The organism is Paraburkholderia sp. MPAMCS5 (assembly GCF_036016995.1).
Classification (GTDB): Bacteria; Pseudomonadota; Gammaproteobacteria; order Burkholderiales; family Burkholderiaceae; genus Paraburkholderia.
On record NZ_JAYXBK010000006.1, the window covers coordinates 151943 to 174367 of the forward strand.

Consider the following 22425-nt stretch of genomic DNA (forward strand, 5'->3'; position numbering starts at 1 on the left):
GAAACGGCTCAAAGAACCCGCCGAACCGGCTTGCTTCTTTAAGCTCAAGGTTTGAAGCGCGAGAACTAGGATAATGCCGTGCTTTTCGTCTCATAAACCAATCTCAATTTATGGTCGTTGATTAGTTTTAGTTAGTTACCCATAATTAATTTCTCTCGGCGCTCGAACCCTCGTACGCGCTGAGTCCATTGACAACTAGCGACAGGGAGTCACGATTGAATACTACAAACGTGAAGGAAACGTCTGACCGCATCGCACATCTGGCATCGGTCGTTTTGCATCGCCAGAGCGCCACGCATCTGGAGAAAGAACTCGCCGGCTCCGCACTCGCGCAGCATCACACTTCAAAACAAACCAGCGCGGCAACCGGCAGTGTCGCGGCGAAAGTGCTTGGCGATCACGCGTCAAGTTTTGAGGCCAAGGAACTGGCCGGCAGCGTGCTGGCGCAGGTGCGTCGTTTGCATGGGCAGACCTGCGAGCGTTGATGCGCGGCGTACTGCTTTCTTTCGCATGGGCATGACCTGACGCGAGACAAAAGAAGCAAAAAAAATGCGCTGCCGAAGCAGCGCATTTCCATTCACAGCATGGCAAGCGTCATGACGACGCTAGGCGGTCAAGCCTGATTCGCCCTCGCGAGCAACAACGCGTTGGTGCGCTTCACGAAGCTCGCCGGATCTTCCAGCGCGCCGCCTTCGGCCAGCAACGCCTGGTCGAACAACAGGTGGCACCAGTCGTCAAAACTGGTGCTGTCGGGGTGCAAGCCCTTCACCAGCGCGTGTTCCGGATTCACTTCGAGAATCGGATGGAACGACGGCGCCTGCTGACCCGCGGCCTTCAGCATGCGTTGCAGATAGCCGCTCATTTCACCGTCGTCGGCAACGAGGCACGACGGCGAATCGGTCAGGCGGAACGTGAGACGCACGTCCTTCGCCTTGTCCTTCAGCGCTTCCTTCATCTTCTCGACCAGCGGCTTGAACTCTTCGCCAACCTTGTCCTGCGCCTCTTTTTCCTCGTCGTTCAACGCGCCGAGATCGAGGTCGCCGCGCGCTACGCTTTGCAGCGGCTTGCCGTCGAATTCGTTCAGGAACGACAGCATCCACTCATCCACGCGATCGGTCAGCAGCAGCACTTCCACGCCCTTCTTGCGGAACACTTCGAGGTGCGGGCTGTGGGTCGCGGCCTGCCAGGTGTCGGCGGTCACATAGTAAATTCTGGATTGCTCGGGCTTCATGCGCGCGACGTAGTCGGCGAGCGACACCGTCTGTTCCGGCGTTTCCGTGTGCGAGGAAGCAAAGCGCACGAGCTTCGCGATCCGCTCGCGGTTGCCGAAGTCTTCGCCCATGCCTTCCTTCAGCACCTGGCCAAATTCCTTCCAGAAACCGGCGTACTTTTCGCGGTCGGCCTCGTTATCCGAGTTGGCCAGCTCTTCCAGCATCGACAGCGCGCGCTTCGTCACACCCTCGCGAATCGCCTTGACGTCGCGGCTTTCCTGCAGAATTTCGCGCGACACGTTAAGCGGCAGATCGCTCGAATCGACCACGCCCTTCACGAAACGCAGATACGTGGGCAGCAGTTGCTCGGCGTCGTCCATGATGAACACGCGCTTCACGTACAGCTTCAGCCCGCCGCGATGATCGCGGTTCCACAGGTCGAACGGCGCATGGGCCGGCACGTACAGCAGTTGCGTGTACTCGCTGCGGCCCTCGACGCGGTTATGCGTCCACGTGAGCGGGTCCTGATGATCGTGCGACAGGTGCTGATAGAACTGCTTGTACTGTTCTTCGGTGATGTCGTTCTTCGCGCGGGTCCACAGCGCGCTGGCCTGATTGACGGTCTCGTCTTCGTCTTTCGCGATCATCTCGCTCTTTTCCGCGTCCCACTCTTCCTTTTGCATCAGGATCGGCAACGCGACGTGATCCGAGTACCGCTGAATGATCGACTTCAGACGGTGCGACGACAGCAGCTCGTCTTCATCGGCGCGCAGATGCAGCGTGATGGAGGTGCCGCGCGCGGCGCGCTCGATCTGCTCGACGGCGAAGTCGCCCTCGCCCGCGCTTTGCCAGCGCACGCCTTCCGACGCCGGCACACCGGCGCGGCGCGTTTCCACCGTGATCTTGTCCGCGACGATAAAGCCCGAATAAAAGCCTACGCCGAACTGGCCGATCAATGCCGCGTCTTTCTGCTGATCGCCCGAGAGCTTGCCGAAGAATTCCTTCGTGCCCGAGCGCGCGATCGTGCCGAGGTTCGCGATCGCTTCGTCGCGGCTCATGCCGATGCCGTTGTCCTCGATCGTGACGGTGCGCGCGGCTTGGTCGTACGACACGCGAATGCGCAGATTCGGGTCGTTTTCGTACAACCCGCTGTTTTCAATGGCTTCGAAGCGCAGCTTGTCGGCCGCGTCGGACGCATTGGAAATCAGCTCGCGCAAAAAGATTTCCTTGTTGCTGTACAGCGAATGGATCATCAGGTGCAGAAGCTGTTTCACTTCTGCCTGAAAGCTCATGGTTTCTTGTGCCATGGTCGGACTTCCTCTCTGTTGCGAATCGGGGTCAATACCGGGGTTCAATACCGCGTTCAGAACCGGGGTTCGGGATTGTGCGTGTAAATGAGGTCGCGGCGGCGCGGTTTCAAGAGGCGCGGCGCGCAACGCCGTCGAGATAGCGGCACAAAAACGTGGCCAGTTCGGGATCGCCGCAATTGGCCACGTTAAAGCGCATCCACGTGGTGGACGACTGCTGCGGCGAAAAAAGGCTGCCGGGCGTCAGCAGAAAGCCGTCTTCGTGACCGGCCGCGGCCAGCGCGTCGGCGTCGACTCCGGTGTCGGCCCACACGAACATGCCGGCCGTGGGCGTCAGAAACAGCTTCATACCGGTCTTTTCCAGCATCCGCGCGGCCTTTTCGCGCACGCCGTCGAGCCGCGCGCGCAGCCGCTCGACATGCCGCCGGTAATGGCCTTCGGTCAGAATCTTGTACAACACGCGCTCGTTCAGCTCGGGGCTCGTCATGCCGACCAGCATTTTCTGATCGCTGACCGCCTTCGCGACCTCCAGCGCGCACGCGATAAAACCGACGCGCAGATTCGGCGCGAGCGTCTTCGAAAAGCTGCCGAGGTAGATTACGCGCCTGAGCTGATCCAAGCTCGCGAGCCGCGTGCCGGCATAGCCCGGCGGGCACAGGTCGCCGTAAATGTCGTCTTCCACGACGATGAAGTCGTACGCCTCGGCAAGCCGCAGAATGCGGAATGCCTGCGCGGGCGTGAGCGACGTGCCGGTCGGATTCTGCAGGACCGAGTTGATCACGAGCATCCTCGGCCGCCACGTTTGCACGAGGGATTCGAGTGCGTCGAGGTCGGGGCCGTCCGGCGTGTACGGCATGCCGACGAGCCGCGCGCCCTGCGACGCGAAGCGCCCGAACATCTGGAACCATGCCGGATCGCCGACGATCACCGCATCGCCCGGTTTCACGTAAATGCGGGAAATCAGGTCGATTGCCTGCGTGATGCCGGAGACCATCACGATCTGATCGGGCGACGCGCCGATCTCCAGTTCCTCCAGCCGCGTCTGCAGTTGCTGACGCAGCGGCAGAAAACCCAGCGGCGTGCCGATGCCGAGCAGCTGCGCGCCGCTTTGCCGGCCGAGCGTGCGCAACGCGTTGGTGATCAGTTCGCCGTCGAGCCAGCGCGCCGGCAGATAGCCGAGCCCCGGGCTGCGCTCCGGGCGCGCGCCGGTGTGCAGCATATTGCGCAGCAGCCAGACCACGTCGATGGTGGTCGGCGCGGGCGCCGACTGCGCGAGCGGACGGATTTCCGCGACCGCCGCGCCCGCCAGCCGCTCGCGCACGAAGAAACCCGAGCCGCGCCGCGATTCGAGATAACCCTGCGCGACCAGGCGCTCGTACGCCTCGACCACGGTGAAACGCGACACGCCTTTGTCGAGAGCGAGCTTGCGGATCGACGGCATGCGCATGCCGGGACGGAACACGCGTTCCTCGATGCGGCGGCGCGCCCACTGCACGAGCTGCTCGACCAGCGTCAGCGACGCGGTGTCGTGCGGGGCGGGAATCTGCGTAAGCGGGATGGACATGGACGGACTCCAACTGTACCGAACGGTATCGAGTCGATTGTACCGTTACTGTGCTGGTCGCCGCCGCTACATTTGAGACAGAAAAAGCGCGCCGGTCGCGGTGTGGGCGGCCCGGCGGCGCGAACCGCTTCGCGAGCGGTTATGCTTACGGCCCCGGCGCCCGCAATCTGGCACGTGGCGCCAGATCCGGCTTAGCGCAGCAACCGTTTCCCGATTCGCCATGACCGCACATCCGCTTCGTCTCGATCACCTCGTGATTTCCGCCCGCACGCTCGACGAGGGCACCCAGTACGTCGCCGACACGCTGGGCGTCGCGCCGGCCGGCGGCGGCGCGCATCCGCTGATGCGCACGCACAACCGGCTGCTGAACCTGTGGGGCGGCGCCTATCTGGAAGTGATCGCGCTCGACCCGCGCGCCGGGCCCGCCCACGCGTGCGCCGAAGCCGCGCCGCGCCCGCGCCCGCGCCTTTTCGCGCTCGACGACCCGGCCACGCACGCGCGGCTCGAAAACGGACCGTATCTGTCGCACTGGGTCGTGCGGGTCGAGCGGCCGACCCATCTGCCGACGTGGCAGGCACAGTATCCGCAGCGCATTGCGCCGATCGTGCCGATGACGCGCGGCGACTTCACATGGAGCCTGTCGGTGACGGAAAACGGCGCGTTCCCCGCCTGGGAAGGCGCCGGCGAAGGCGTGCTGCCCTCGCTGATCCAGTGGGACACGGCGCGGCATCCGTCGACGGTATTGCCGGACACGGGCATTGCGCTGAAAGCCTTGAAAGCCGCGCATCCGCGAGTGGATACGGTGGCAGCGCAATTGCAGTGGCTCGGCGCCGCGCATCTGATCGAATTGCAGTCGACGGACGGCCCCGCGGCGCTCGTCGCCGAGCTTGAAACACCCAACGGTCTACGGACCCTTAAATAAGCAGCGCGCGCGGGTCGCCGACTCGCGCGATAATCGAAGTTTTGACCGGTTCCAGAAACACCAGCAGAGGAGACCATGGACCAAAGCGACCTGAAAGCCCCCACGTGGCAATTGTCCGAACGCGCACGCAAGCTCACCAGCTCGGCGATCCGCGAGATCCTGAAGGTCACGGAACGGCCCGAAGTCATTTCGTTTGCGGGCGGCCTGCCTTCGCCCGCGACCTTCCCGGCCGAGCGCATGCGCGAAGCCGCCGACCGCATTCTGCGCGACACGCCCGCCGCGGCGCTCCAATACAGCGCGACCGAAGGTTATTTGCCGTTGCGTGAATGGGTCGCGCGGCGCTATTCGGTGAATGGCGTGCAGATTCGTCCCACGCAGGTTCTGATCACGACCGGCTCGCAGCAGGCGCTCGATCTGCTCGGCAAAGTGCTGGTCTGCCCGCAAAGCCCCGTGCTGGTCGAGACGCCGACCTACCTCGGCGCGCTGCAATCGTTCTCGATGTACGAGCCGCATTACATCCAGGTGCCGACCGACGAGCACGGCCTGATTCCCGAAGGACTCACGCCGGAGCTGACCGCCGGCGCGCGCCTGTTGTACGCGCAACCGAATTTCCAGAATCCGACGGGCCGCCGCCTGCCGATCGAGCGCCGCCGCGCGCTCGCCGAGTTCGCGAAAACCGCGCCGTTCCCCGTGATCGAAGACGACCCCTACGGCGCGCTCGATTACGCGGGCGAGCCGCTGCCCACCATGCTGTCGATGGCGCCCGATCACATCGTGCACCTCGGTTCGTTCTCGAAGGTACTGGCTCCGGGCCTGCGGGTCGGCTACATCATCGCGCCCGAGGAACTGATCTTCAAACTCGTGCAGGCCAAGCAGGCCACCGATCTTCACACGCCGAGCTTCACGCAGCGCATCGTGCATGAAGTGATCAAGGACGGCTTTCTGGACACGCACGTGCCGACCATCCGCGAGCTGTATCGCGACCAGTGCGAGGCCATGCTGGCCGCGCTCGGGCGCTACATGCCGGAAGGCGTGAAGTGGAATCGTCCGGAAGGCGGCATGTTCATCTGGGTGAATCTGCCCGCGCAGATCGACAGCATGAAGCTGCTCGAAGAAGCGGTCGCGCAGAATGTCGCCTTCGTGCCGGGCGGGCCGTTCTTCGCGAACGAGGCGCAGCACAACACGCTGCGTCTGTCGTTCGTCACGGTGCCGCCGGCCAAAATCGACGAAGGCGTGTCGCGTCTCGCAGCACTGATCCGCGCGAAGCTTTAAACGCAACCGGCGCGCTCGCCGCTACCCAACTCCACTACTGACCGAGGACACACCATGTCTCAAACGAATGTTTACGACAAGCTCAAGGAACTGGGCATCGAATTGCCGAGCGCCAGCGCGCCCGCGGCCGCGTATGTGATGAGCGCGCAAAGCGGCAATACGGTGTACCTGTCGGGCCACATCGCGAAGAAAGACGGCAAGGTGTGGGCAGGCAAGCTGGGCGCCAACCTCGGCACCGAGGAAGGCAAGGCCGCGGCGCGCTCCATCGCCGTCGACCTGCTCGCCACCCTGCACGCGCACGTGGGCGACCTGAACCGCGTCAAGCGCATCGTGAAGCTGATGAGCCTCGTCAACTCCACGCTCGAATTCACCGAACAGCATCTGGTCACGAACGGCGCGTCCGAGCTGATCGCCGACGTCTTCGGCGAGCGCGGCAAACATGCGCGCTCAGCGTTCGGCGTCGCGCAGATTCCGCTGGGCGCCTGCGTCGAAATCGAAATGATCGCGGAAGTCGAGTAACGCAAAACAAGCCATCACGACAGCAAGCCCGGCTCGTCCGGGCGGCCCGACGGAACGCGTCGCGAGGTGCCAGCCACCCGCGGCGCGTTTTGCATTTGTGGCGAGGTGGATCGTTCCGGCGGCAGCGGATAGAATCCGCCAACCCTCTCAACCGCAGGAATCGCCGGACCACGCCCGATGCCCGCCAACACAGTTCGTTTCAAACAGGTCGACGTGTTCACGTCGGTGCCGTTCAAAGGCAATCCGCTCGCCGTCGTATTCGACGCCGACGCGCTCAGCGCCGATCAGATGCAGGCGATCGCGCACTGGACCAATCTGTCAGAAACCACCTTCCTGTTGAAACCGACCGACCCGGCCGCCGACTATCGCGTGCGCATTTTCACGACTCACGGCGAATTGCCGTTTGCGGGTCATCCGACGCTCGGCACCGCGCACGCGCTGCTTGAAAGCGGCTATCAGCCGAAGCACGTGGGCAAGCTTGTGCAGCAGTGCGGCGTCGGGCTCGTCGAATTGCAATCCCTTCACGAAGACTCCGGCGATGCGCGCGGCGCGTGGGCTTTTGCCGCGCCGCCCGCGCGGTTCACGCCGCTGCCGCAACAGCACTACGCGGCACTGTCCAGTGCCTTGCGCAGCGACGCGATCGACTTTAGCGCCGAGCCGTGTGCCGTCGACAATGGCGCGCCGTGGCTCGTCGTGCGGGTCAATTCGGCGCGCGACTGTCTGTCGCTCGAACCCGACGCCCCGGCGCTCACGGAAATCGTGCAGGCGACCGGCACGCACGGCGTCGCCGTCTACGGTCCGCACGACGCCGGCGGCCCCGCCACCTTCGAAGTGCGCTGCCTGATGATGGGCGGCAAATTCGGCGTCGGCGAAGATCCCGTCACGGGCAGCGCCAATGCGGCGCTCGCGGGCCTGTTGAGCGCGCAGCAGCGGCGTCCCGCTGCCCGCTATACCGCGCGCCAGGGCACGGCCTTGGGGCGCGCCGGCCAGGTCGCCGTGCATTACGACGACGCGCGCGGCAAGACGTGGATCGGCGGAGCGTCGGTGACGGTTGTCGACGGCAGCTTCAGAATGCCTTAAGGCCCGCCATTTGCTTGCCCCGAAGCGGCGTTGACGAGAAAGCGGCAGCAAGGCCGTTGGAAGGCGGTCATGGTAAAAGCCCGACGCAGATTGTCAGCTAGAGCCATGCCTCGCCGCCCAATGCCGCTTCGTTAGCGGACGCCATGCATTTTGCATAACGAACAGCCCGTTCAAGATCACGCACGTTAAAGCCGTCATGCCGGAGCGCCGACGCCCGATGAAATGTTCGAAAACGATGACTGCCCGCGCACGATCCCACGCCTGCCATGCCGACTCGCAGGACAGCGCGCCGCCGCACATGCCGCCCGGCACGCGACAAAGCCGTGCCGATACGGCCGTCGCACGCGCCCGCGTATACCCGATGCCCGGACTCTTCCTTAATCCGGTGGCATTAAGTAATATCGAAACGTACCCAAAGTGCGAACGATCAGGCGCCAAGCCACGCCCTCTCTTCTTGCGCAGCAGTTCCGGCAACTTGGTCACCATGCATCCACTCATGAAAACAGCGCAGTCGACGCTCGCGCGTTCGCAACCGGCCCGCCGCTGGGTACGGGCCGCCTGATGAGCCTAACCCGCTTTTCCGATCAGCGCGAAGGCAGGAGCCGCCGCGACCCCGCCGCGTCAAGGCGGCGCGCGCTGCTCGCCATTCCGGCACTCGGCGTACTCGTTCTGATTCTGCTGTGGACTGTGATCTTCGCGCGTCTTTCGGTCGAAAGAGAAGCGACCTATCGCGAAGCCATGGCGTCTTCCGCGATTCTCTCCGCGGCGCTCGAACAGCACACGATCAAGGCGATTCACCAGGTCGATCAGATCACCCGGTTTGTTAAATATGAGTTCGAGAAAACGCCAGGGCATTTCGATCTTGCCAGCACGGTTGAAAAAGGCGTCGTGCAAAGCGAGACGCTCGTGCAGGTGTCGTTGATCGACGAGCACGGCACCTTGATCGCCAACACGGCCGAACTCAATCCGAAACGCATCGACCTGTCGGATCGCGAGCACTTCAAGGTTCACGAGCACGAAAACGACGACCAGTTGTATATCAGCAAGCCGGTGCTCGGCCGCGTGTCAGGTCACTGGACGCTGCAGATGACGCGGCGCCTGAACCATCCGGACGGCTCGTTCGCGGGCGTCGTGGTGGTCTCGGAAGACCCGAGCTATTTCACGAGCGACTTCTACAACAACGCGGCCATCGGCCGGGAAGGCGTGATCGCGGTCATCTCCGACAACGGCGCGGTGCTCGCGCGGCGCACCGGCAACACGGTCAACGCCGACGGCGCGTTTTCGGCAAGCGGCACCTATCCGACTTCCGAGCACGTGTCGGGCACCTATGTCGATTCGATCGACAGCGTCACGCGCATCGTGTCGTACCGGCATATCGACGGCTATCCGCTCGGCGTGCTGGTGGGTCTCTCGCAAGCCGAGGAATTCGCCGACTACAACCATACGCGCAATGTCTATCTGCTGATGGCGGGTTTCATCTCGCTCGCCATGCTGAGCTTCTTCGCGGTGGCGACGGGTCTGATCGGCAAGCTGCTCGGCCGCGAGCGTGAAATGACGCATCTGGTCGAATACGATCTGCTGACCGGACTGCGCAACCGTTACGCGACGCTGCGAACGCTGCGGCACGACGTGGCGCAGCAGGCGAACCTCGGCCGGCTCGCGATTCTCTTTATCGACCTCGACAACTTCAAGACGGTCAACGACACGCTCGGTCACAACGCGGGCGACATCGTGCTGCAAATGACGGCTTCGCGGCTGGCCACCGCAATCGCCGACGGCGGCGCGTTGAGCCGCATCGGCGGCGACGAGTTCGTGGTCGTCATCAAGGGCGACGACGTCGAGAAGCGCGCGGTGGCGCTCGCCGAAGCGGCCGCCGAGGCGTTCTCGAAACCGTTCGAGGTGCGCGGCAGTTCGTTCGTGCTGCACGCGAGCATCGGCATCGCGCTTTACTCGGTGGCCAACGAAAGCGAAATCGACCTGCTGAAAAAGGCCGACCTCGCGATGTACAGCGCGAAAGACGCGGGCAAGAACTGCTACCAGTTCTATTCGCCGCAACTGTCGCATCGCGCGGACCATCTGATGAAGTGGGAGCAGCAGTTGCGCGTGGCGCTCGCCGAAGGTCAACTCTTTCTCGCCTATCAGCCGAAGATCGATCTCACGCGCCGCTGCATCACCGGTTTCGAGGCGCTGGTGCGCTGGAACCATCCGCAGCACGGTCTGATTCCGGCCAACGAATTCATTCCGGTCGCGGAATCCACGGGGCTCATCGTACCGATCGGCGACTTCGTGATCGAGACCGCCTGCCGTCAACTGGCGCTGTGGCAGCAGCAGGGTTACGACACGCTGTCGCTCGCGGTGAACATTTCGGCCGTGCAGTTCTGGCGCGGCGACCTGTACGAAACGATTTCGCACGCCATCGAGGAAAGCGGCATTTCCGCACGGCGCCTCGAACTCGAAATCACCGAAACGGCGATGATGGAGTATCCCGAACTCGTCTCCGAAAAGATCTTTGCGCTCAAGCGCCTCGGCGTGCGGATCGCGCTGGACGATTTCGGCACCGGCTATTCGTCGTTGTCCTACCTGAACCGTTTTTCCGTCGATACGCTGAAGGTGGATCGCTCGTTCGTGCAGGCCATTCCGGGCGACCGCAGCGTCTGCGTGATGGTCACGGCGATCGTCAATCTGGCGCGCTCGCTCGGGCTGACCGTCGTGGTCGAAGGCACGGAAACCGAGGAGCAGATTGCGTGGCTCGCCGCGCTCGGCCATATCGAGGCGCAAGGCTTCCTGTTCTCGCGTCCGGTTCCGGTCGACGCGATTCCGGCACTGCTCGAACGCTTCGGCGTATGCGGGATGAAGGTCCGGCACGCCGCGCATGAAGCGGACAACACGAGCGCGAGCACCAGCACGAATGGCTGAGGGCTGCCGCCGCCGAGGTCTTCCGGTCATTGCCGCGGCTCAATGAAGCCGCTCAATGAAGCCGCTTAGTGACGCCGCTTAGTGAAGCCGCTCAAAACCGCAGCCCGCCAAAAGAGGCTACATTCTCGCTGTATCGCATACCGCGCGACGCGGCAGGCCGGTCGGCCGCGCGCGACACCACGATGATCCACAGGACGGGCGCCCCCTTGACCGGACGCCCGTGGCACCATGCAGACGATAACAAAGCACGATGCTGCAAGACGAGGAGAACGGGAGCCGCTCTGGACGCTGTTTCGGGTCGTGTTCGGCCTCTCGGCGTTGTCATGGGGCGGCCTCGCGTTAATGGCGCAGCTCGAAAATCACTACGTCGAACGTGAAGAAAGGCTTTCGCGCGTTGCGTTCTCGGATCTGATCGCGCTTGCGTGGATGGTGCCGGGGCCGGTCGGCTGCAATGTCGCCGTGCAGCTCGGGCACGCGCTGCGCGGACGCGCCGGCGCATGGGTGGCGGGCATTGCGAGTGTGCTGCCCTTCTTCATGCTGATGACGCTCTTCGCGATCTTCTATCGCACGCCGATCGTGCGCGCCGCCGCGTCGCCCGCGCTGCTCAATCACTTCAGCGTCGTGCTCGCCACGCTGATCGGCATCACCTGGTATAAGCAGACCCGCGCGCTCGTGCGCGGCAAGCTCGAATGGACCGCGGCGGCAATGGGTTGCATCGCGCTCTTCTTCGCGCACAGCCCCGCTGCCTATGTGCTGATGCTGAGCGCGGCCTTCGGCGCGGGATGGGCGATCAGCCCCGTGCGCAACACGCGCGTTGTCGTGTCGTTCGGGCGCGGCGACTGGCAGATACTCGCGATGTTGTGCCTATTCCTGCTGCTGTTCGCGCTGCCGCTGCCGCATCGCTACGATCTCGCGCTGCTGTGGCCGCGGCTCGCGGGCGCGGGCATGACGCTGTTCGGCGGCGGCTTCTCCGCGTTGCCGGTGCTCAAGACACTCTTCGTCACGCCGACGATAGGCGTATCGGACAACGACTTCACGCTGGCTTTTTCGTTGTCGCCGTTATCGCCCGGACCGCTTCTGAACGTGGTGCCGTTCTTCGGTTATCTGATCGACGGCTGGTCCGGCGCGCTGATCGCCACACTCGCGCTGTTCGTGCCGTCGGGCTGCCTCGTCGTGCTCGCGCAACGGCATCTGCATCAGTTGAAGATGAATCCGCGGTTCGAACACGGCATGCGCATTCTGCGCGCGGTCACGACCGCGTTTCTCGCGGTGGCCGTGCTGCGTGTGGCCGGACGTGTGCCGCTGCAGCCGGTTTATCTGATTACCGCGCTCTTTTCCGCGATGTGTTTCGCGAAGCTCAAAGTGCCGGTGTACGCGGTGTACGGCACAGTGGCGCTAGTGTGCGGACTGTGGCTTGCGTATGGCGCGTTGCCCTAGCCACGCGTGGCGATTCGCGCACGCACACCCGCGCACTCGTCGCGCGCACACAATCACGCGCGCGATCTTGAACTCAATCCGCGATCAGAACCCGCGCGAAAGCGCCGCGACGCCGACCGTCACCACGCCGAGCACGATATTGACCAGCACCAGACGCCGGATCGTGCCGACCGCCTGCGCGCCGTCGGGCCATTTCTGCGCTTGCACCGCGCGGCGAATGCGCGGAAAAACGGCAAAGCGGATATGCCCAAAGATCAGCATCATGACGATGCCGAGGCCGGCCATTGCATGCAGCGGCCAGGTGGCGTGACCGCCGCCGAATTGCATGAGCAGGAAGCCGCCGGTCAGCAGAATCACCAGCACCGAGGCGGCGACCCAATTGAAGAAGCGCCCGAACACCGATTCCCACAACGGCAAACGCAATTGCGGCGAAAGATCGGCCATGGCCGGACGCAAGCAGAAATGCGCGAAGACCATGCCGCCCACCCACACCGCGACCGCGAGCAGATGAAGAAAGAGCGCGACTTCGATAGCCTTGTTCATGTTGTATTCCTCTCTCGACGACACCACACCGCTAATGACGAACAATAAGAACAGCGGCTATTGAGCGCATTCGACCGCACACTATGCAGGCAGTTCCGAAACGCCCGTGGCTTTCCCGTCGTTTTTCTAGTTGTTATTGCAGCGTGCCTCGTGCCTCTGCCGGATACCATGCCTCGGTACTCTTGCTTGATCCGGCTTGATCCTGCTTTGATCCGGCAACGCCGCCCCCGAATTTTCCGCACTGTTGCTGCAACCGACCACGCACTACTGCGACTACTGCGCACGGCCTGCGCCTCGAATGCTAGCAGACGCGTGCCGTGCTTCAGCGTCAATCTTTGTCAGACGGCCAGCACCGGACGCATCCCTTCGAGCTTAAGCTTGCTTTCGGGCGCGCGGCCTTTGCGTGCCCGTTTGCCGACATGCGCGCCCAGCGCCGCGCCGCTCAGCTTCTCTTCGTCCAGACGGCCGCCGCGACGCGAGCCGATCAGCATGACACCCGCCGCGTTGATCGCGAGCGCCTGCACCAGCGTTTCCTTGTCGTCGAGCGCCATCAGCGTGACGCCGCGTCCGCCGCCCGAGAGCGTCTTCATTTCGTCGAGGCCGAAGACCAGCACGCGCCCGCCCGACGACAGGCACGCGACCTGCGCCGCATCCGGCAGCATGGGCATGGGCGCGAGCGGCGCGGCGCCGGCGTCGATCGTCATGAACGACTTGCCCGCCTTCACGCGGCTCACCATGTCGCCGACCTTCGCGATGAAGCCGAAGCCGTTGCTCGACGCGAGCAACAACGCCTGGTCCGCGGAAGCCGCGTAGTAATGCATCAGATGGCTGCCCGATTCCAGTTCGATCAGCGACGTGACCGGCACGCCGTCGCCACGGCCACCCGGCAACGACGCCACCGCGACCGAGTAGACGCGCCCATTGCTGCCCCACGCGACGAGCGTGTCCGGCGTGCGGCACTGGAACGCGGCGTAGAGACTGTCGCCGGCCTTGAACGTGAAGCCGGCCGCATCCAGACCGTGGCCCTTCAGCGCGCGCACCCAGCCCTTCTGCGACACGACCACCGTGACCGGTTCGTCAATCACGCGCGCTTCGTACGTCGCGCGCTTTTCCTGCTGGATCAGCGTGCGGCGCTCGTCGCCGTATTGCTTCGCATCGCCTTCGATTTCCTTGATGAGCAGGCGCTTCATCGCCGATTCGCTGCCAAGCAGCTCTTCGAGTTTGGCCTTTTCGTCGCGCAGTTCCGCGAGTTCCTTCTCGATCTTGATCTTTTCGAGCCGCGCCAACTGACGCAGCCGGATTTCCAGGATGTCTTCGGCCTGACGATCCGACAAGCCGAACGCAGCCATCAGCGCGACCTTCGGTTCGTCGGACTCGCGAATGATGCGGATGACTTCGTCGATATTCAAAAAGACGATCATCCGGCCTTCGAGGATATGAATCCGGTCGTCGACCTTCGACAAACGATGACGCGTGCGCCGCGTGACCGTGGCGAAGCGGAACGCGATCCACTCGTGCAGGATTTCGCTCACGCCCTTCTGACGCGGCCGGCCGTCGCCGCCCACCATCACCAGATTCAGCGACGCATTCGATTCGAGGCTCGTATGCGCGAGCAGCGTGGTGACGAACTCCGTCTGGTCGATGCGGCTCGACTTGGGTTCGAACACGAGACGCACCGGCGCGTCCTTGCCGGACTCGTCGCGCACGGCGTCGAGCAGCCCGAGCATGGTCTGCTTGCTCTGCATCTGTTCCGGCGTGAGCGCCTTCTTGCCGAGCTTGATCTTCGGGTTGGTTTGCTCCTCGATCTCTTCGAGCACCTTCTGCGCGGCCGTGTTCGGCGGCAATTCGGTGATGACCAGTTGCCACTGGCCGCGCGCGAGGTCTTCGATCTTCCAGCGCGCGCGCACCTTCAGGCTGCCTCGGCCGGTCTCGTACGCCGCCGAGATTTCCGCTTCGCTCGAAATGATCTGGCCGCCGCCCGGGAAGTCCGGCCCCGGAATGTGCTGCATCAACTCCGCGTGCGTGATCTTCGGATTGCGGATCATGGCGACCGTGGCGGCAGCCACTTCACGCAGATTGTGCGACGGGATTTCGGTGGCGAGGCCGACCGCGATGCCCGACGCGCCGTTCAGCAAGACGAACGGCAGACGCGCGGGCAGAAGGCGCGGCTCGTCGAATTCGCCGTCGTAGTTCTTCATGAAGTCAACCGTGCCCTGGTCGATCTCGTCGAGCAGCAGCTTTGCGATCGGCGTGAGGCGCGCTTCGGTGTACCGCATGGCCGCCGCGCCGTCGCCGTCGCGCGAGCCGAAGTTGCCCTGGCCGTCGATCAGCGGGTAGCGCATCGAAAAGTCTTGCGCGAGACGCACCAGCGCGTCGTACGCCGACTGGTCGCCGTGCGGGTGATATTTACCCAGCACGTCGCCGACCACGCGTGCCGACTTGACCGGCTTCGCGTTGTCGGACAGCCCCATGTCGTTCATCGCGAACAGGATGCGGCGCTGCACCGGCTTCTGGCCGTCGCACACATCCGGCAGCGCGCGGCCCTTCACCACGCTCACCGCATAGTCGAGATACGCGCGTTCCGCGTAATTGCCGAGCGTCAGAAAATCGCCTTCGGGCGGCGGCGGCTCGGTGAAAAGGTCGAGAGTGTTATCGTCGTCCATCTAGATTCCGTATCGTGTTTGGCGTGAAGTTCGGTGCTTTCGTCACGAAAGCGCGGGCATCGGCTTCGCTCAGATATCCGCTTCCACTTCGTTGCCCTTTTCTTCCAGCCAGCTGCGCCGCGAGGCTGCCTCGCCCTTGCCCATCAGCATGGTCATGCGCGCGACCGTGGCGTCGTAGTCGAGTTCGCCGAGCGCCACCGGCGTCAGACGCCGCGTGTCCGGGTTCATCGTGGTGTCCCATAACTGCTCGGCGCTCATTTCGCCCAGGCCTTTGAAGCGGCTGATCGACCATTGCGTTTCGCGCACGCCGTCCTTGCGCAGCTTGTCGAGGATGGCTTCGAGTTCGCCTTCGTCGAGCGCGTAAAGTTTCTGCGCCGGCTTTTTGCCGCGTGCGGGCGCATCGACGCGAAAGAGCGGCGGACGCGCGACGCACACATGCCCGCGCTCGATCAGTTGCGGGAAATGCTTGAAGAACAGCGTGAGCAGCAATACCTGAATGTGCGAGCCGTCCACGTCCGCGTCAGACAAAATGCAGATCTTGCCGTAGCGCAGATTCGACAGATCGACCTTGTCGTCCGGGCTATGCGGATCGACGCCGATCGCCACCGAAATGTCGTGCACCTCGTTATTGGCAAAGAGGCGATCGCGCTCGGTTTCCCACGTGTTCAGCACCTTGCCGCGCAGCGGCAGAATCGCCTGATATTCCTTGTCGCGGCCCATTTTCGCGGAGCCGCCGGCCGAATCGCCCTCCACGAGGAACAATTCGTTGCGTCCGATTTCCGTCGATTCGCAATCGGTCAGCTTGCCTGGCAGCACGGCCACGCCCGAGCTTTTGCGCTTCTCGACTTTTTGCCCGGCGCGCGTGCGCGCCTGTGCCTGCTTGATGACGAGGTCCGCGAGTTTCTTGCCGTGCTCGACGTGCTGATTGAGCCACAGTTCCAGCGCCGGCCGCGCGAACGACGACACCAGCTTGACCGCGTCGCGGCTATTCAGACGCTCCTTGATCTGCCCTTGAAACTGCGGATCGAGCACCTTCGCCGAGAGCACGAACGACACGCGCGCGAACACGTCTTCGGCGAGGAGCTTCACGCCCTTCGGCTGCAGATTGTGCAACTCGACAAAGCTCTTGACCGCCTGGTACAAGCCGTCGCGCAAGCCCGATTCGTGCGTGCCGCCCGCGGGCGTGGGAATCAGATTGACGTACGACTCGCGCGTGAGCGGACCTTCCTCGCTCCACGCGACGACCCACGCCGCGCCCTCGCCTTCGGCAAACGTCTCTTCGCTCGCGCGCGAGTTTTCGGCGTAACGCTGGCCTTCGAAGAGCGGGATCAGCAGGTCGCTGCCGTTCATGCCTTCGAGCAGATAGCCACGCAGACCGTCTTCGTATTTCCAGCTTTGCTGCTCGCCGGTTTTCTCGTTGACGAGCGTGACTTCGACGCCCGGCAGCAACACTGCTTTCGAGCGCAACAGACGTTGCAGTTCGCCGAGCGGCAGATTCGGCGAATCGAAATACCTGGGATCGGCCCATGCGGTCACGCGCGTGCCGGACTTCTTTTCGCCTTTCGCGGCGGCCCGCACTTCGAGCGGTTTGGCCACGTCGCCGTTGGCGAAACTCAGTGCGGCGATCTTGCCGTCGCGCCACACGGTGACGTCAAGCCGCGTGGACAGCGCGTTGGTGACCGACACGCCGACGCCGTGCAGGCCGCCCGAAAACGTGTAGGCGCCGCCGGCGGCTTTATCGAATTTGCCGCCCGCGTGCAGACGCGTGAACACGATTTCGACGACCGGCACGCCTTCTTCCGGATGCAAGCCGAACGGGATGCCGCGGCCGTCGTCTTCGACCGACACCGAATGGTCCGCGTGCAGCGTGACCGTGATCTGCCGGCCGTGGCCGCCGAGGGCCTCGTCCGACGCGTTGTCGATAACTTCCTGAATGATGTGCAGCGGATTCTCGGTGCGGGTGTACATGCCGGGCCGTTGCTTGACCGGCTCGAGACCCTTCAACACCTTGATCGACGCTTCGCTATACGCGGCGTTTGGCTTTTTCGTGGACATGGTTGACTCGGGTGCGTCGGTTCATCGTTGTCCACAGGTCCTGTTCATAAGTCCGTGGACAATGCGTTGAGTTTTCAAAAAAAGCGAAACGAAACAACGTGGTTAGGTGGGGTGCCCGCAAGGCGGGCAAGCTGTTTTGCCGCATGGCTCGCGCGCGGCCCACACGTGCTCATGGCGCAGTGCCTGTTCTTCGCGCTCGACGGCGTCACGCCGGCGAAGCCTGTTCGCGGGGTATTTTACTGATTTCGAACCTGGCGGCAATTCACGATGCGCGCGATGGGCCATCTGGACAAGGCGCGGACAAGGCACGGACAGCGTGCGCCCGGCGCGCGAGCGAATGCGCCGGCGCGACGCCACTGAACGCCACGAGACGAACCGCCGGCGCACGCCGCTTCATTTGCGACGTTGTTCCAGTTCGTCCCAGCGCTCGAGCGCGACCAGCAGTTCTTCGTCGATGGCGGCGTAGCGTCCGGAAAGACGCGTGCCTTCAGCCGGATCTCTGGCGAAGACCGAGCCGTCTTCCAGTTGCGCGCCAATGGCCTTCTGCTCGGCCTCGAGAGCGGCGATCCGCTCGGGCAAGGCGTCCAGTTCGCGCTGCTCCTTGAACGACAGTTTGGCGGCGCGCTGCGTGTTGCGGGCCGCCGAACCGTCCTTGGCCGACGCGGCTTCTTTCACCGCGTCCCGGCTGGCCTCTTTTTGCGCTTCCTGGGCCAGTTGCTGCGAGCGCTCGCTCTGAATCTGCCAGTCGGTGAAGCCGCCGACGTACTCGCGCCATTTGCCCGCGCCTTCCGACGCGATCACGGATGTCGCGACATTGTCCAGAAACGCGCGGTCGTGGCTCACGAGCAGCACGGTGCCGTCGTAGTCGGTGAGCAATTCCTCCAGCAGTTCCAGCGTGGGAATGTCGAGGTCGTTGGTGGGCTCGTCGAGCACCAGCACGTTGGCCGGCCGCGCGAACAGACGGGCGAGCAGCAGACGGTTGCGCTCGCCGCCGGACAGCGACTTGACCGGCGAACGGGCGCGCTCCGGCGCGAACAGGAAGTCGCCGAGATAGCTCATGACGTGCTTCTTCTGGCCGTTCACCTCGACCCACTCGCTGCCCGGACTGATGGTGTCGGCGAGACTCTTGTCGAGGTCGAGCTGCGCGCGCATCTGGTCGAAATACGCAACCTGCAGATTGGTGCCGACGCGCACCGTGCCTTCGTCCGGCTTCAACTCACCGAGGATCATCTTGAGCAGCGTGGTCTTGCCCGCGCCATTCGGACCGACGAAGCCGATCTTGTCGCCGCGCATGACGGTCGCCGTGAAGCGGTCGACCACCGTGCGCGAGCCGTAGCGCTTCGTGACGTCCGTCAGTTCGGCGACGATCTTGCCCGACTTCTCGCCCTGACCCACGTCGAGCTTGACGTTGCCCTGCACATTGCGGCGTTCCTCGCGCTGTTTGCGCATGTCCACGAGCCGCGCGATCCGGCCGACGCTGCGCGTGCGGCGCGCTTCGACGCCCTTGCGAATCCACACTTCTTCCTGCGCGAGCAGCTTGTCGGCCTTCTCGTTTTCCACCCGCTCGATTTCCAGTTGCTGTGCCTTGCGCGTCTGGTAAGCCGAGAAATTGCCGGGATACGACAGGAGACGCCCGCGATCCAGTTCGACAATGCGCGTGGCGACACGGTCGAGAAACGCCCGGTCGTGCGTGATGAAAAAGAGCGCCGCGCGCTGCGACACCAGCAGGTCTTCGAGCCAGCGGATGCCGTCGAAATCCAGGTGGTTGGTCGGCTCGTCGAGCAGCAGGATGTCGGGTTGCACGACCAGAGCGCGAGCCAGCGCGACGCGCTTTTGCATGCCGCCCGACAGCGAACCGACGCGCGCCTCGCCGTTCAGACCGATCTGCTGCAACGTGGTGGCCACGCGGGTGCTCCAGTTCCACGCGTCCGCCGCGTCCAGTGACGATTGCAGCGTGTTCATGCGCGCCATTAGCGCGTCGTGCTGCGCGCCGTCCGGTTCGTCCGCGAGCTGGTTGGCGACCGCGTCGTATTCCTCCAGCAGCGCGCGTGCGTGCGTGAGGCCGGCGGCGACGGCGTCGAACACCGTGTCGTCGGCATCGAACTCCGGCTCCTGCGGCACGTACACCGTGGTCAGATTTTGCTGGCGCGTGACGAGGCCGTCGTCGGGCTTCGCCAGATCGGCGACGATTTTCAGCAGCGACGACTTGCCCGCGCCGTTACGGCCGATCAGCCCGACGCGCTCGCCCGTTTCGAGAGAGAAATCCGCGTGATCGAGCAACGCGACGTGACCGAACGCCAGTTGCGCCCCGGTAATGGTGTAAAGCGACATGGAAAATTGGAGAAGGCAGCGATGAGTCGGAACTGCCCATTGTACCGGGCGCGCGTTGCGCTGCCTGTAAGCCCGAAGATATAGGACGCACAGCCGGGCGCCGGCGATGCGCGCCCGGCCGCCCTGCTCGCGCGCGGCGCGCTTACTTCACGTGCACCGTAATCGTTTTGCTGAGTTCGGGACCATACGAACGATGCGCGCCGTCGCCGAATTGCAGCGTCAGCGTGTGGTCGCCCGGCGGCAGCGTCACGTCCGTTTCGGTCTGGCCTTTGCCGAAGTGCAGGGACTTGTCGTTGGCGGGAATCACCTCGCCTTTCGGAAGCGGCTTGCCGTCGACCAGCAAATGATGATGCCCCGTGCCTTCCGTGGTCGTGCCGGCGGGCGCGACCTTCATGCCGTCGAGACCGAATACGACGTGAACAGGATTGCTGACGGTCGCGCCGTCTTTCGGTTGCACGAAAGAGACGCTCGCCGCTTGCGCCGCGCCCGATACCGCCAGACATCCAGCCAGTGCCGCGCCGGCCAACCATTTCGTTTTGACCATCGTTTTTCTCCGGGTTAGAAACGCGAACCACGCACGAAACGCAACGCCGTTGAGCATTCAAGCATACACGCTATGCGTGACAGAACTGGCGTGCCGGTCGCACGACGATCCCGGGCGCGGATCGGGAATTCCGGTAATATTGCGAGTCGCCGCGCGCCCAAAAAAGGGGCAGACTGCGCGGATCATTGCAATGAAGAGAGAAGAGTGCGTCGTGAGCGAAGTAACGGAAGTCACTGAATACAAAAGCTGGGTCTGCCTGATTTGCGGCTGGATCTATAACGAGGAAGAAGGCCTGCCGGAAGAAGGCATCGCGCCGGGCACGCGCTTCGCCGCCATTCCCGAAGAGTGGCGCTGCCCGCTGTGCGACGTCGGCAAAGCGGAATTCGCGGTGGTCGAGTTCTGACGCTTCGGCATTCAACGTGACGAGCCTTGGCGCGCGAGAGGAACCGCGCGGGGGTGTTTTGTGCGGCCCGGCAGGTCAAACCTGTTGGGCCGTTTGCGTTGTGAGGCCGGGTTCTCGCATCCTGCTCTGCTTCGGTTTCACCGCCTCTTCTTTTCCTTGAATCGGGCGATTGCCTTTATTGTAAAATCGCCAAAATTTATCCCACGCCGTGCCCGGAGTCCATTAAGGTCTAAAAATGTCTGGCAAATTCAATAACTTGCTTCCCGGTGTACCTAGCATCGAGAATCCTTTTTTCAAGCAGATCTTCTCCGACCCATCCATTGACGATGAAACGCGCAGGGTCGCCACCGATCTCAATCGGGACGGGTACGCGGTTATCAAGTTTCCAGACGAAGACTTTGACTCGATTGCCGCGGGCATTAAGGCGAGCCTGCACGATCAGTATGACTGGGATACCTGGCGCAACAAGTGGTACGACGCCAAGGTCGGGCTGAGAATTCTGGATGCGTGGCAAACAGACGAAAACGTCCGCCGGATCGCCACTAACGCAAAGGTGATCGAATTGCTCTCGAAGCTCTTCGGACGCCAGGCGTGGCCCTTCCAGACTTTGAACTTCCCGGTCGGCACGCAACAGCACGTGCACTCGGATTCGATTCACTTCAGCTCGGTCCCCGAACGTTTCATGTGCGGCGTGTGGACAGCCCTCGAGGATATTAGCGAGGACGCCGGCCCGCTTATGTACTATCCCGGCTCGCACAAATGGCCGGTGTACACCAATGAACATATTGGCTATTGCGCGACGGAACCCGTCTCGGACACCAACCGCATGGACTACGAGACGATGTGGGACGCGCTGATCGAGGTACACGACGCCAAGCCCGCCATCTTCACGCCGAAGAAAGGCGAAGCCGTCATCTGGCTGGCCAATCTGCTGCACGGCGGCCTCGAACACGTGAATAAACAGAAAACCCGCTGGTCGCAGGTCACTCATTATTATTTCGAAGGCTGTGCTTACTATCGCCCCTTCAGATCCGATCCGTTCTACGGCGCAATTTATTTTTCGAAGATGAACGACATGATCACGGGCGCGGCGGTCGAACATCAATACTCCGGGTTTGATATACCTAAAAGCTTTATCGAATCGTCGTATAACAACTGTAGCGCCCAGCGAGCGATTGTCCCGGCCGACTTCGATCCCCAGCAGTATCTGCTCGCCAATCCCGATGTATTTGAAGCCGGCGAAGATCCGGTTCTGCATTACCGTTTGCACGGCTGGCGCGAGGGGCGTCGGCTGAGGCCGGAATGACGCGCGGCCATCGTTGCGCCGAGCACGGATAGCGACATAAAAAAGCCAGCCTTCGCGCTGGCTTTTTTATTCCTCCCGCCTGACGCCGCATCGCGGCGCTTCCTCTGCCGCGCCGAGGTAGCATGACGTTTCGCGTCGAACGTTTTTGCTATACTCTTGCCCTCGCTCGCATGGCTCGCGCATGGCGCGATTTGTGAGCGGCTGCGCCGGAATCGCGGCGCGGCGATCAGAGATCAGGGGTCCGGTCCGCCCCGTTAAACCTATCCTCTCCCTGTAGTTCAATGGATAGAACAAGTGCCTCCTAAGCGCTAGATGCAGGTTCGATTCCTGCCAGGGGGACCAGCCAGTTTGC

General features: G+C 63.2%; 16 protein-coding genes and 1 tRNA gene. 10 read left to right on the forward strand and 7 right to left on the reverse strand.

Annotation, left to right across the window (positions count from 1 at the left end):
* Nucleotides 1-215: 215 nt before the first annotated feature.
* Nucleotides 216-485, forward strand: coding sequence for a hypothetical protein (locus VOM14_RS15835; protein WP_327629661.1), 270 nt, complete (start codon nt 216-218; stop codon nt 483-485).
* A gap of 128 nt (nt 486-613) precedes the next feature.
* On the opposite strand, the gene htpG is transcribed toward VOM14_RS15835, so the two are convergent.
* Both htpG and VOM14_RS15845 read right to left on the reverse strand, forming a co-directional pair.
* The gene (gene htpG, locus VOM14_RS15840) at nt 614-2518 is read right to left on the reverse strand and encodes a molecular chaperone HtpG (protein WP_327629662.1); all 1905 of its coding nucleotides are present in this window, start codon (nt 2516-2518) and stop codon (nt 614-616) included.
* A 109-nt stretch (nt 2519-2627) separates the two neighbouring features.
* Nucleotides 2628-4082, reverse strand: coding sequence for an aminotransferase-like domain-containing protein (locus VOM14_RS15845; protein ID WP_327629663.1), 1455 nt, complete (start codon nt 4080-4082; stop codon nt 2628-2630).
* A 220-nt stretch (nt 4083-4302) separates the two neighbouring features.
* On the opposite strand from VOM14_RS15845, the gene VOM14_RS15850 reads away from it, so the two are divergent.
* The 6 genes from VOM14_RS15850 (at nt 4303) to VOM14_RS15875 (ending at nt 12228) form a co-directional block, all read left to right on the forward strand.
* A complete protein-coding gene (locus VOM14_RS15850) occupies nt 4303-5004 on the forward strand; it encodes a VOC family protein (RefSeq protein ID WP_327629664.1) in 702 nt (233 codons plus the stop codon).
* 75 nt (nt 5005-5079) lie between these two features.
* Complete coding sequence (locus VOM14_RS15855; protein ID WP_327629665.1) at nt 5080-6276, forward strand: aminotransferase-like domain-containing protein; 1197 nt, start codon at nt 5080-5082, stop codon at nt 6274-6276.
* A 54-nt stretch (nt 6277-6330) separates the two neighbouring features.
* Entirely contained in the window at nt 6331-6795 is a 465-nt protein-coding gene (locus VOM14_RS15860) for a RidA family protein (protein ID WP_327629666.1), read from the forward strand.
* A 177-nt stretch (nt 6796-6972) separates the two neighbouring features.
* A complete protein-coding gene (locus tag VOM14_RS15865; RefSeq protein WP_327629667.1) occupies nt 6973-7875 on the forward strand; it encodes a PhzF family phenazine biosynthesis protein in 903 nt (300 codons plus the stop codon).
* A 561-nt stretch (nt 7876-8436) separates the two neighbouring features.
* The gene (locus VOM14_RS15870) at nt 8437-10791 is read left to right on the forward strand and encodes a bifunctional diguanylate cyclase/phosphodiesterase (protein ID WP_327629668.1); all 2355 of its coding nucleotides are present in this window, start codon (nt 8437-8439) and stop codon (nt 10789-10791) included.
* Between the two features lie 228 nt (nt 10792-11019).
* Nucleotides 11020-12228, forward strand: coding sequence for a chromate transporter (locus tag VOM14_RS15875; RefSeq protein WP_327629669.1), 1209 nt, complete (start codon nt 11020-11022; stop codon nt 12226-12228).
* A gap of 84 nt (nt 12229-12312) precedes the next feature.
* On the opposite strand, the gene VOM14_RS15880 is transcribed toward VOM14_RS15875, so the two are convergent.
* The 5 genes from VOM14_RS15880 to VOM14_RS15900 form a co-directional block, all read right to left on the reverse strand.
* Nucleotides 12313-12771 (reverse strand): CopD family protein, encoded by a 459-nt coding sequence (locus VOM14_RS15880; RefSeq protein ID WP_327629670.1) that lies wholly within the window; start codon nt 12769-12771, stop codon nt 12313-12315.
* Between the two features lie 338 nt (nt 12772-13109).
* Nucleotides 13110-15434, reverse strand: a complete 2325-nt coding sequence (gene parC, locus VOM14_RS15885) for a DNA topoisomerase IV subunit A (RefSeq protein ID WP_327629671.1) — start codon at nt 15432-15434, stop codon at nt 13110-13112.
* Between the two features lie 69 nt (nt 15435-15503).
* The gene (locus tag VOM14_RS15890; RefSeq protein ID WP_327629672.1) at nt 15504-17489 is read right to left on the reverse strand and encodes a DNA topoisomerase IV subunit B; all 1986 of its coding nucleotides are present in this window, start codon (nt 17487-17489) and stop codon (nt 15504-15506) included.
* 393 nt (nt 17490-17882) lie between these two features.
* Entirely contained in the window at nt 17883-19820 is a 1938-nt protein-coding gene (locus tag VOM14_RS15895; protein WP_327629673.1) for an ATP-binding cassette domain-containing protein, read from the reverse strand.
* A 142-nt stretch (nt 19821-19962) separates the two neighbouring features.
* A complete protein-coding gene (locus tag VOM14_RS15900) occupies nt 19963-20364 on the reverse strand; it encodes a DUF4399 domain-containing protein (protein ID WP_327629674.1) in 402 nt (133 codons plus the stop codon).
* A gap of 190 nt (nt 20365-20554) precedes the next feature.
* On the opposite strand from VOM14_RS15900, the gene VOM14_RS15905 reads away from it, so the two are divergent.
* The 3 genes from VOM14_RS15905 to VOM14_RS15915 all read left to right on the forward strand — a co-directional run bounded on the left by VOM14_RS15905 (nt 20555) and on the right by VOM14_RS15915 (nt 22415).
* Nucleotides 20555-20767 (forward strand): rubredoxin, encoded by a 213-nt coding sequence (locus VOM14_RS15905; protein WP_327629675.1) that lies wholly within the window; start codon nt 20555-20557, stop codon nt 20765-20767.
* Nucleotides 20768-21002: 235 nt separating this feature from the next.
* Complete coding sequence (locus VOM14_RS15910) at nt 21003-22073, forward strand: phytanoyl-CoA dioxygenase family protein (RefSeq protein WP_327629676.1); 1071 nt, start codon at nt 21003-21005, stop codon at nt 22071-22073.
* Nucleotides 22074-22340: 267 nt separating this feature from the next.
* Nucleotides 22341-22415: transfer RNA gene (locus tag VOM14_RS15915), tRNA-Arg, on the forward strand.
* Nucleotides 22416-22425: the final 10 nt, after the last annotated feature.

What these genes read in the sequence shown, in the direction of transcription:
- htpG (WP_327629662.1), bottom strand. Translation starts at nt 2,518, where the DNA reads ATGGCACAAGAAACCATGAGCTTTCAGGCAGAAGTGAAACAGCTTCTG.
- VOM14_RS15845 (WP_327629663.1), bottom strand. Translation starts at nt 4,082, where the DNA reads ATGTCCATCCCGCTTACGCAGATTCCCGCCCCGCACGACACCGCGTCG.
- VOM14_RS15850 (WP_327629664.1), top strand. Translation starts at nt 4,303, where the DNA reads ATGACCGCACATCCGCTTCGTCTCGATCACCTCGTGATTTCCGCCCGC.
- VOM14_RS15855 (WP_327629665.1), top strand. Translation starts at nt 5,080, where the DNA reads ATGGACCAAAGCGACCTGAAAGCCCCCACGTGGCAATTGTCCGAACGC.
- VOM14_RS15860 (WP_327629666.1), top strand. Translation starts at nt 6,331, where the DNA reads ATGTCTCAAACGAATGTTTACGACAAGCTCAAGGAACTGGGCATCGAA.
- VOM14_RS15865 (WP_327629667.1), top strand. Translation starts at nt 6,973, where the DNA reads ATGCCCGCCAACACAGTTCGTTTCAAACAGGTCGACGTGTTCACGTCG.
- VOM14_RS15870 (WP_327629668.1), top strand. Translation starts at nt 8,437, where the DNA reads ATGAGCCTAACCCGCTTTTCCGATCAGCGCGAAGGCAGGAGCCGCCGC.
- VOM14_RS15875 (WP_327629669.1), top strand. Translation starts at nt 11,020, where the DNA reads ATGCAGACGATAACAAAGCACGATGCTGCAAGACGAGGAGAACGGGAG.
- VOM14_RS15880 (WP_327629670.1), bottom strand. Translation starts at nt 12,771, where the DNA reads ATGAACAAGGCTATCGAAGTCGCGCTCTTTCTTCATCTGCTCGCGGTC.
- parC (WP_327629671.1), bottom strand. Translation starts at nt 15,434, where the DNA reads ATGGACGACGATAACACTCTCGACCTTTTCACCGAGCCGCCGCCGCCC.
- VOM14_RS15890 (WP_327629672.1), bottom strand. Translation starts at nt 17,489, where the DNA reads ATGTCCACGAAAAAGCCAAACGCCGCGTATAGCGAAGCGTCGATCAAG.
- VOM14_RS15895 (WP_327629673.1), bottom strand. Translation starts at nt 19,820, where the DNA reads ATGTCGCTTTACACCATTACCGGGGCGCAACTGGCGTTCGGTCACGTC.
- VOM14_RS15900 (WP_327629674.1), bottom strand. Translation starts at nt 20,364, where the DNA reads ATGGTCAAAACGAAATGGTTGGCCGGCGCGGCACTGGCTGGATGTCTG.
- VOM14_RS15905 (WP_327629675.1), top strand. Translation starts at nt 20,555, where the DNA reads ATGAAGAGAGAAGAGTGCGTCGTGAGCGAAGTAACGGAAGTCACTGAA.
- VOM14_RS15910 (WP_327629676.1), top strand. Translation starts at nt 21,003, where the DNA reads ATGTCTGGCAAATTCAATAACTTGCTTCCCGGTGTACCTAGCATCGAG.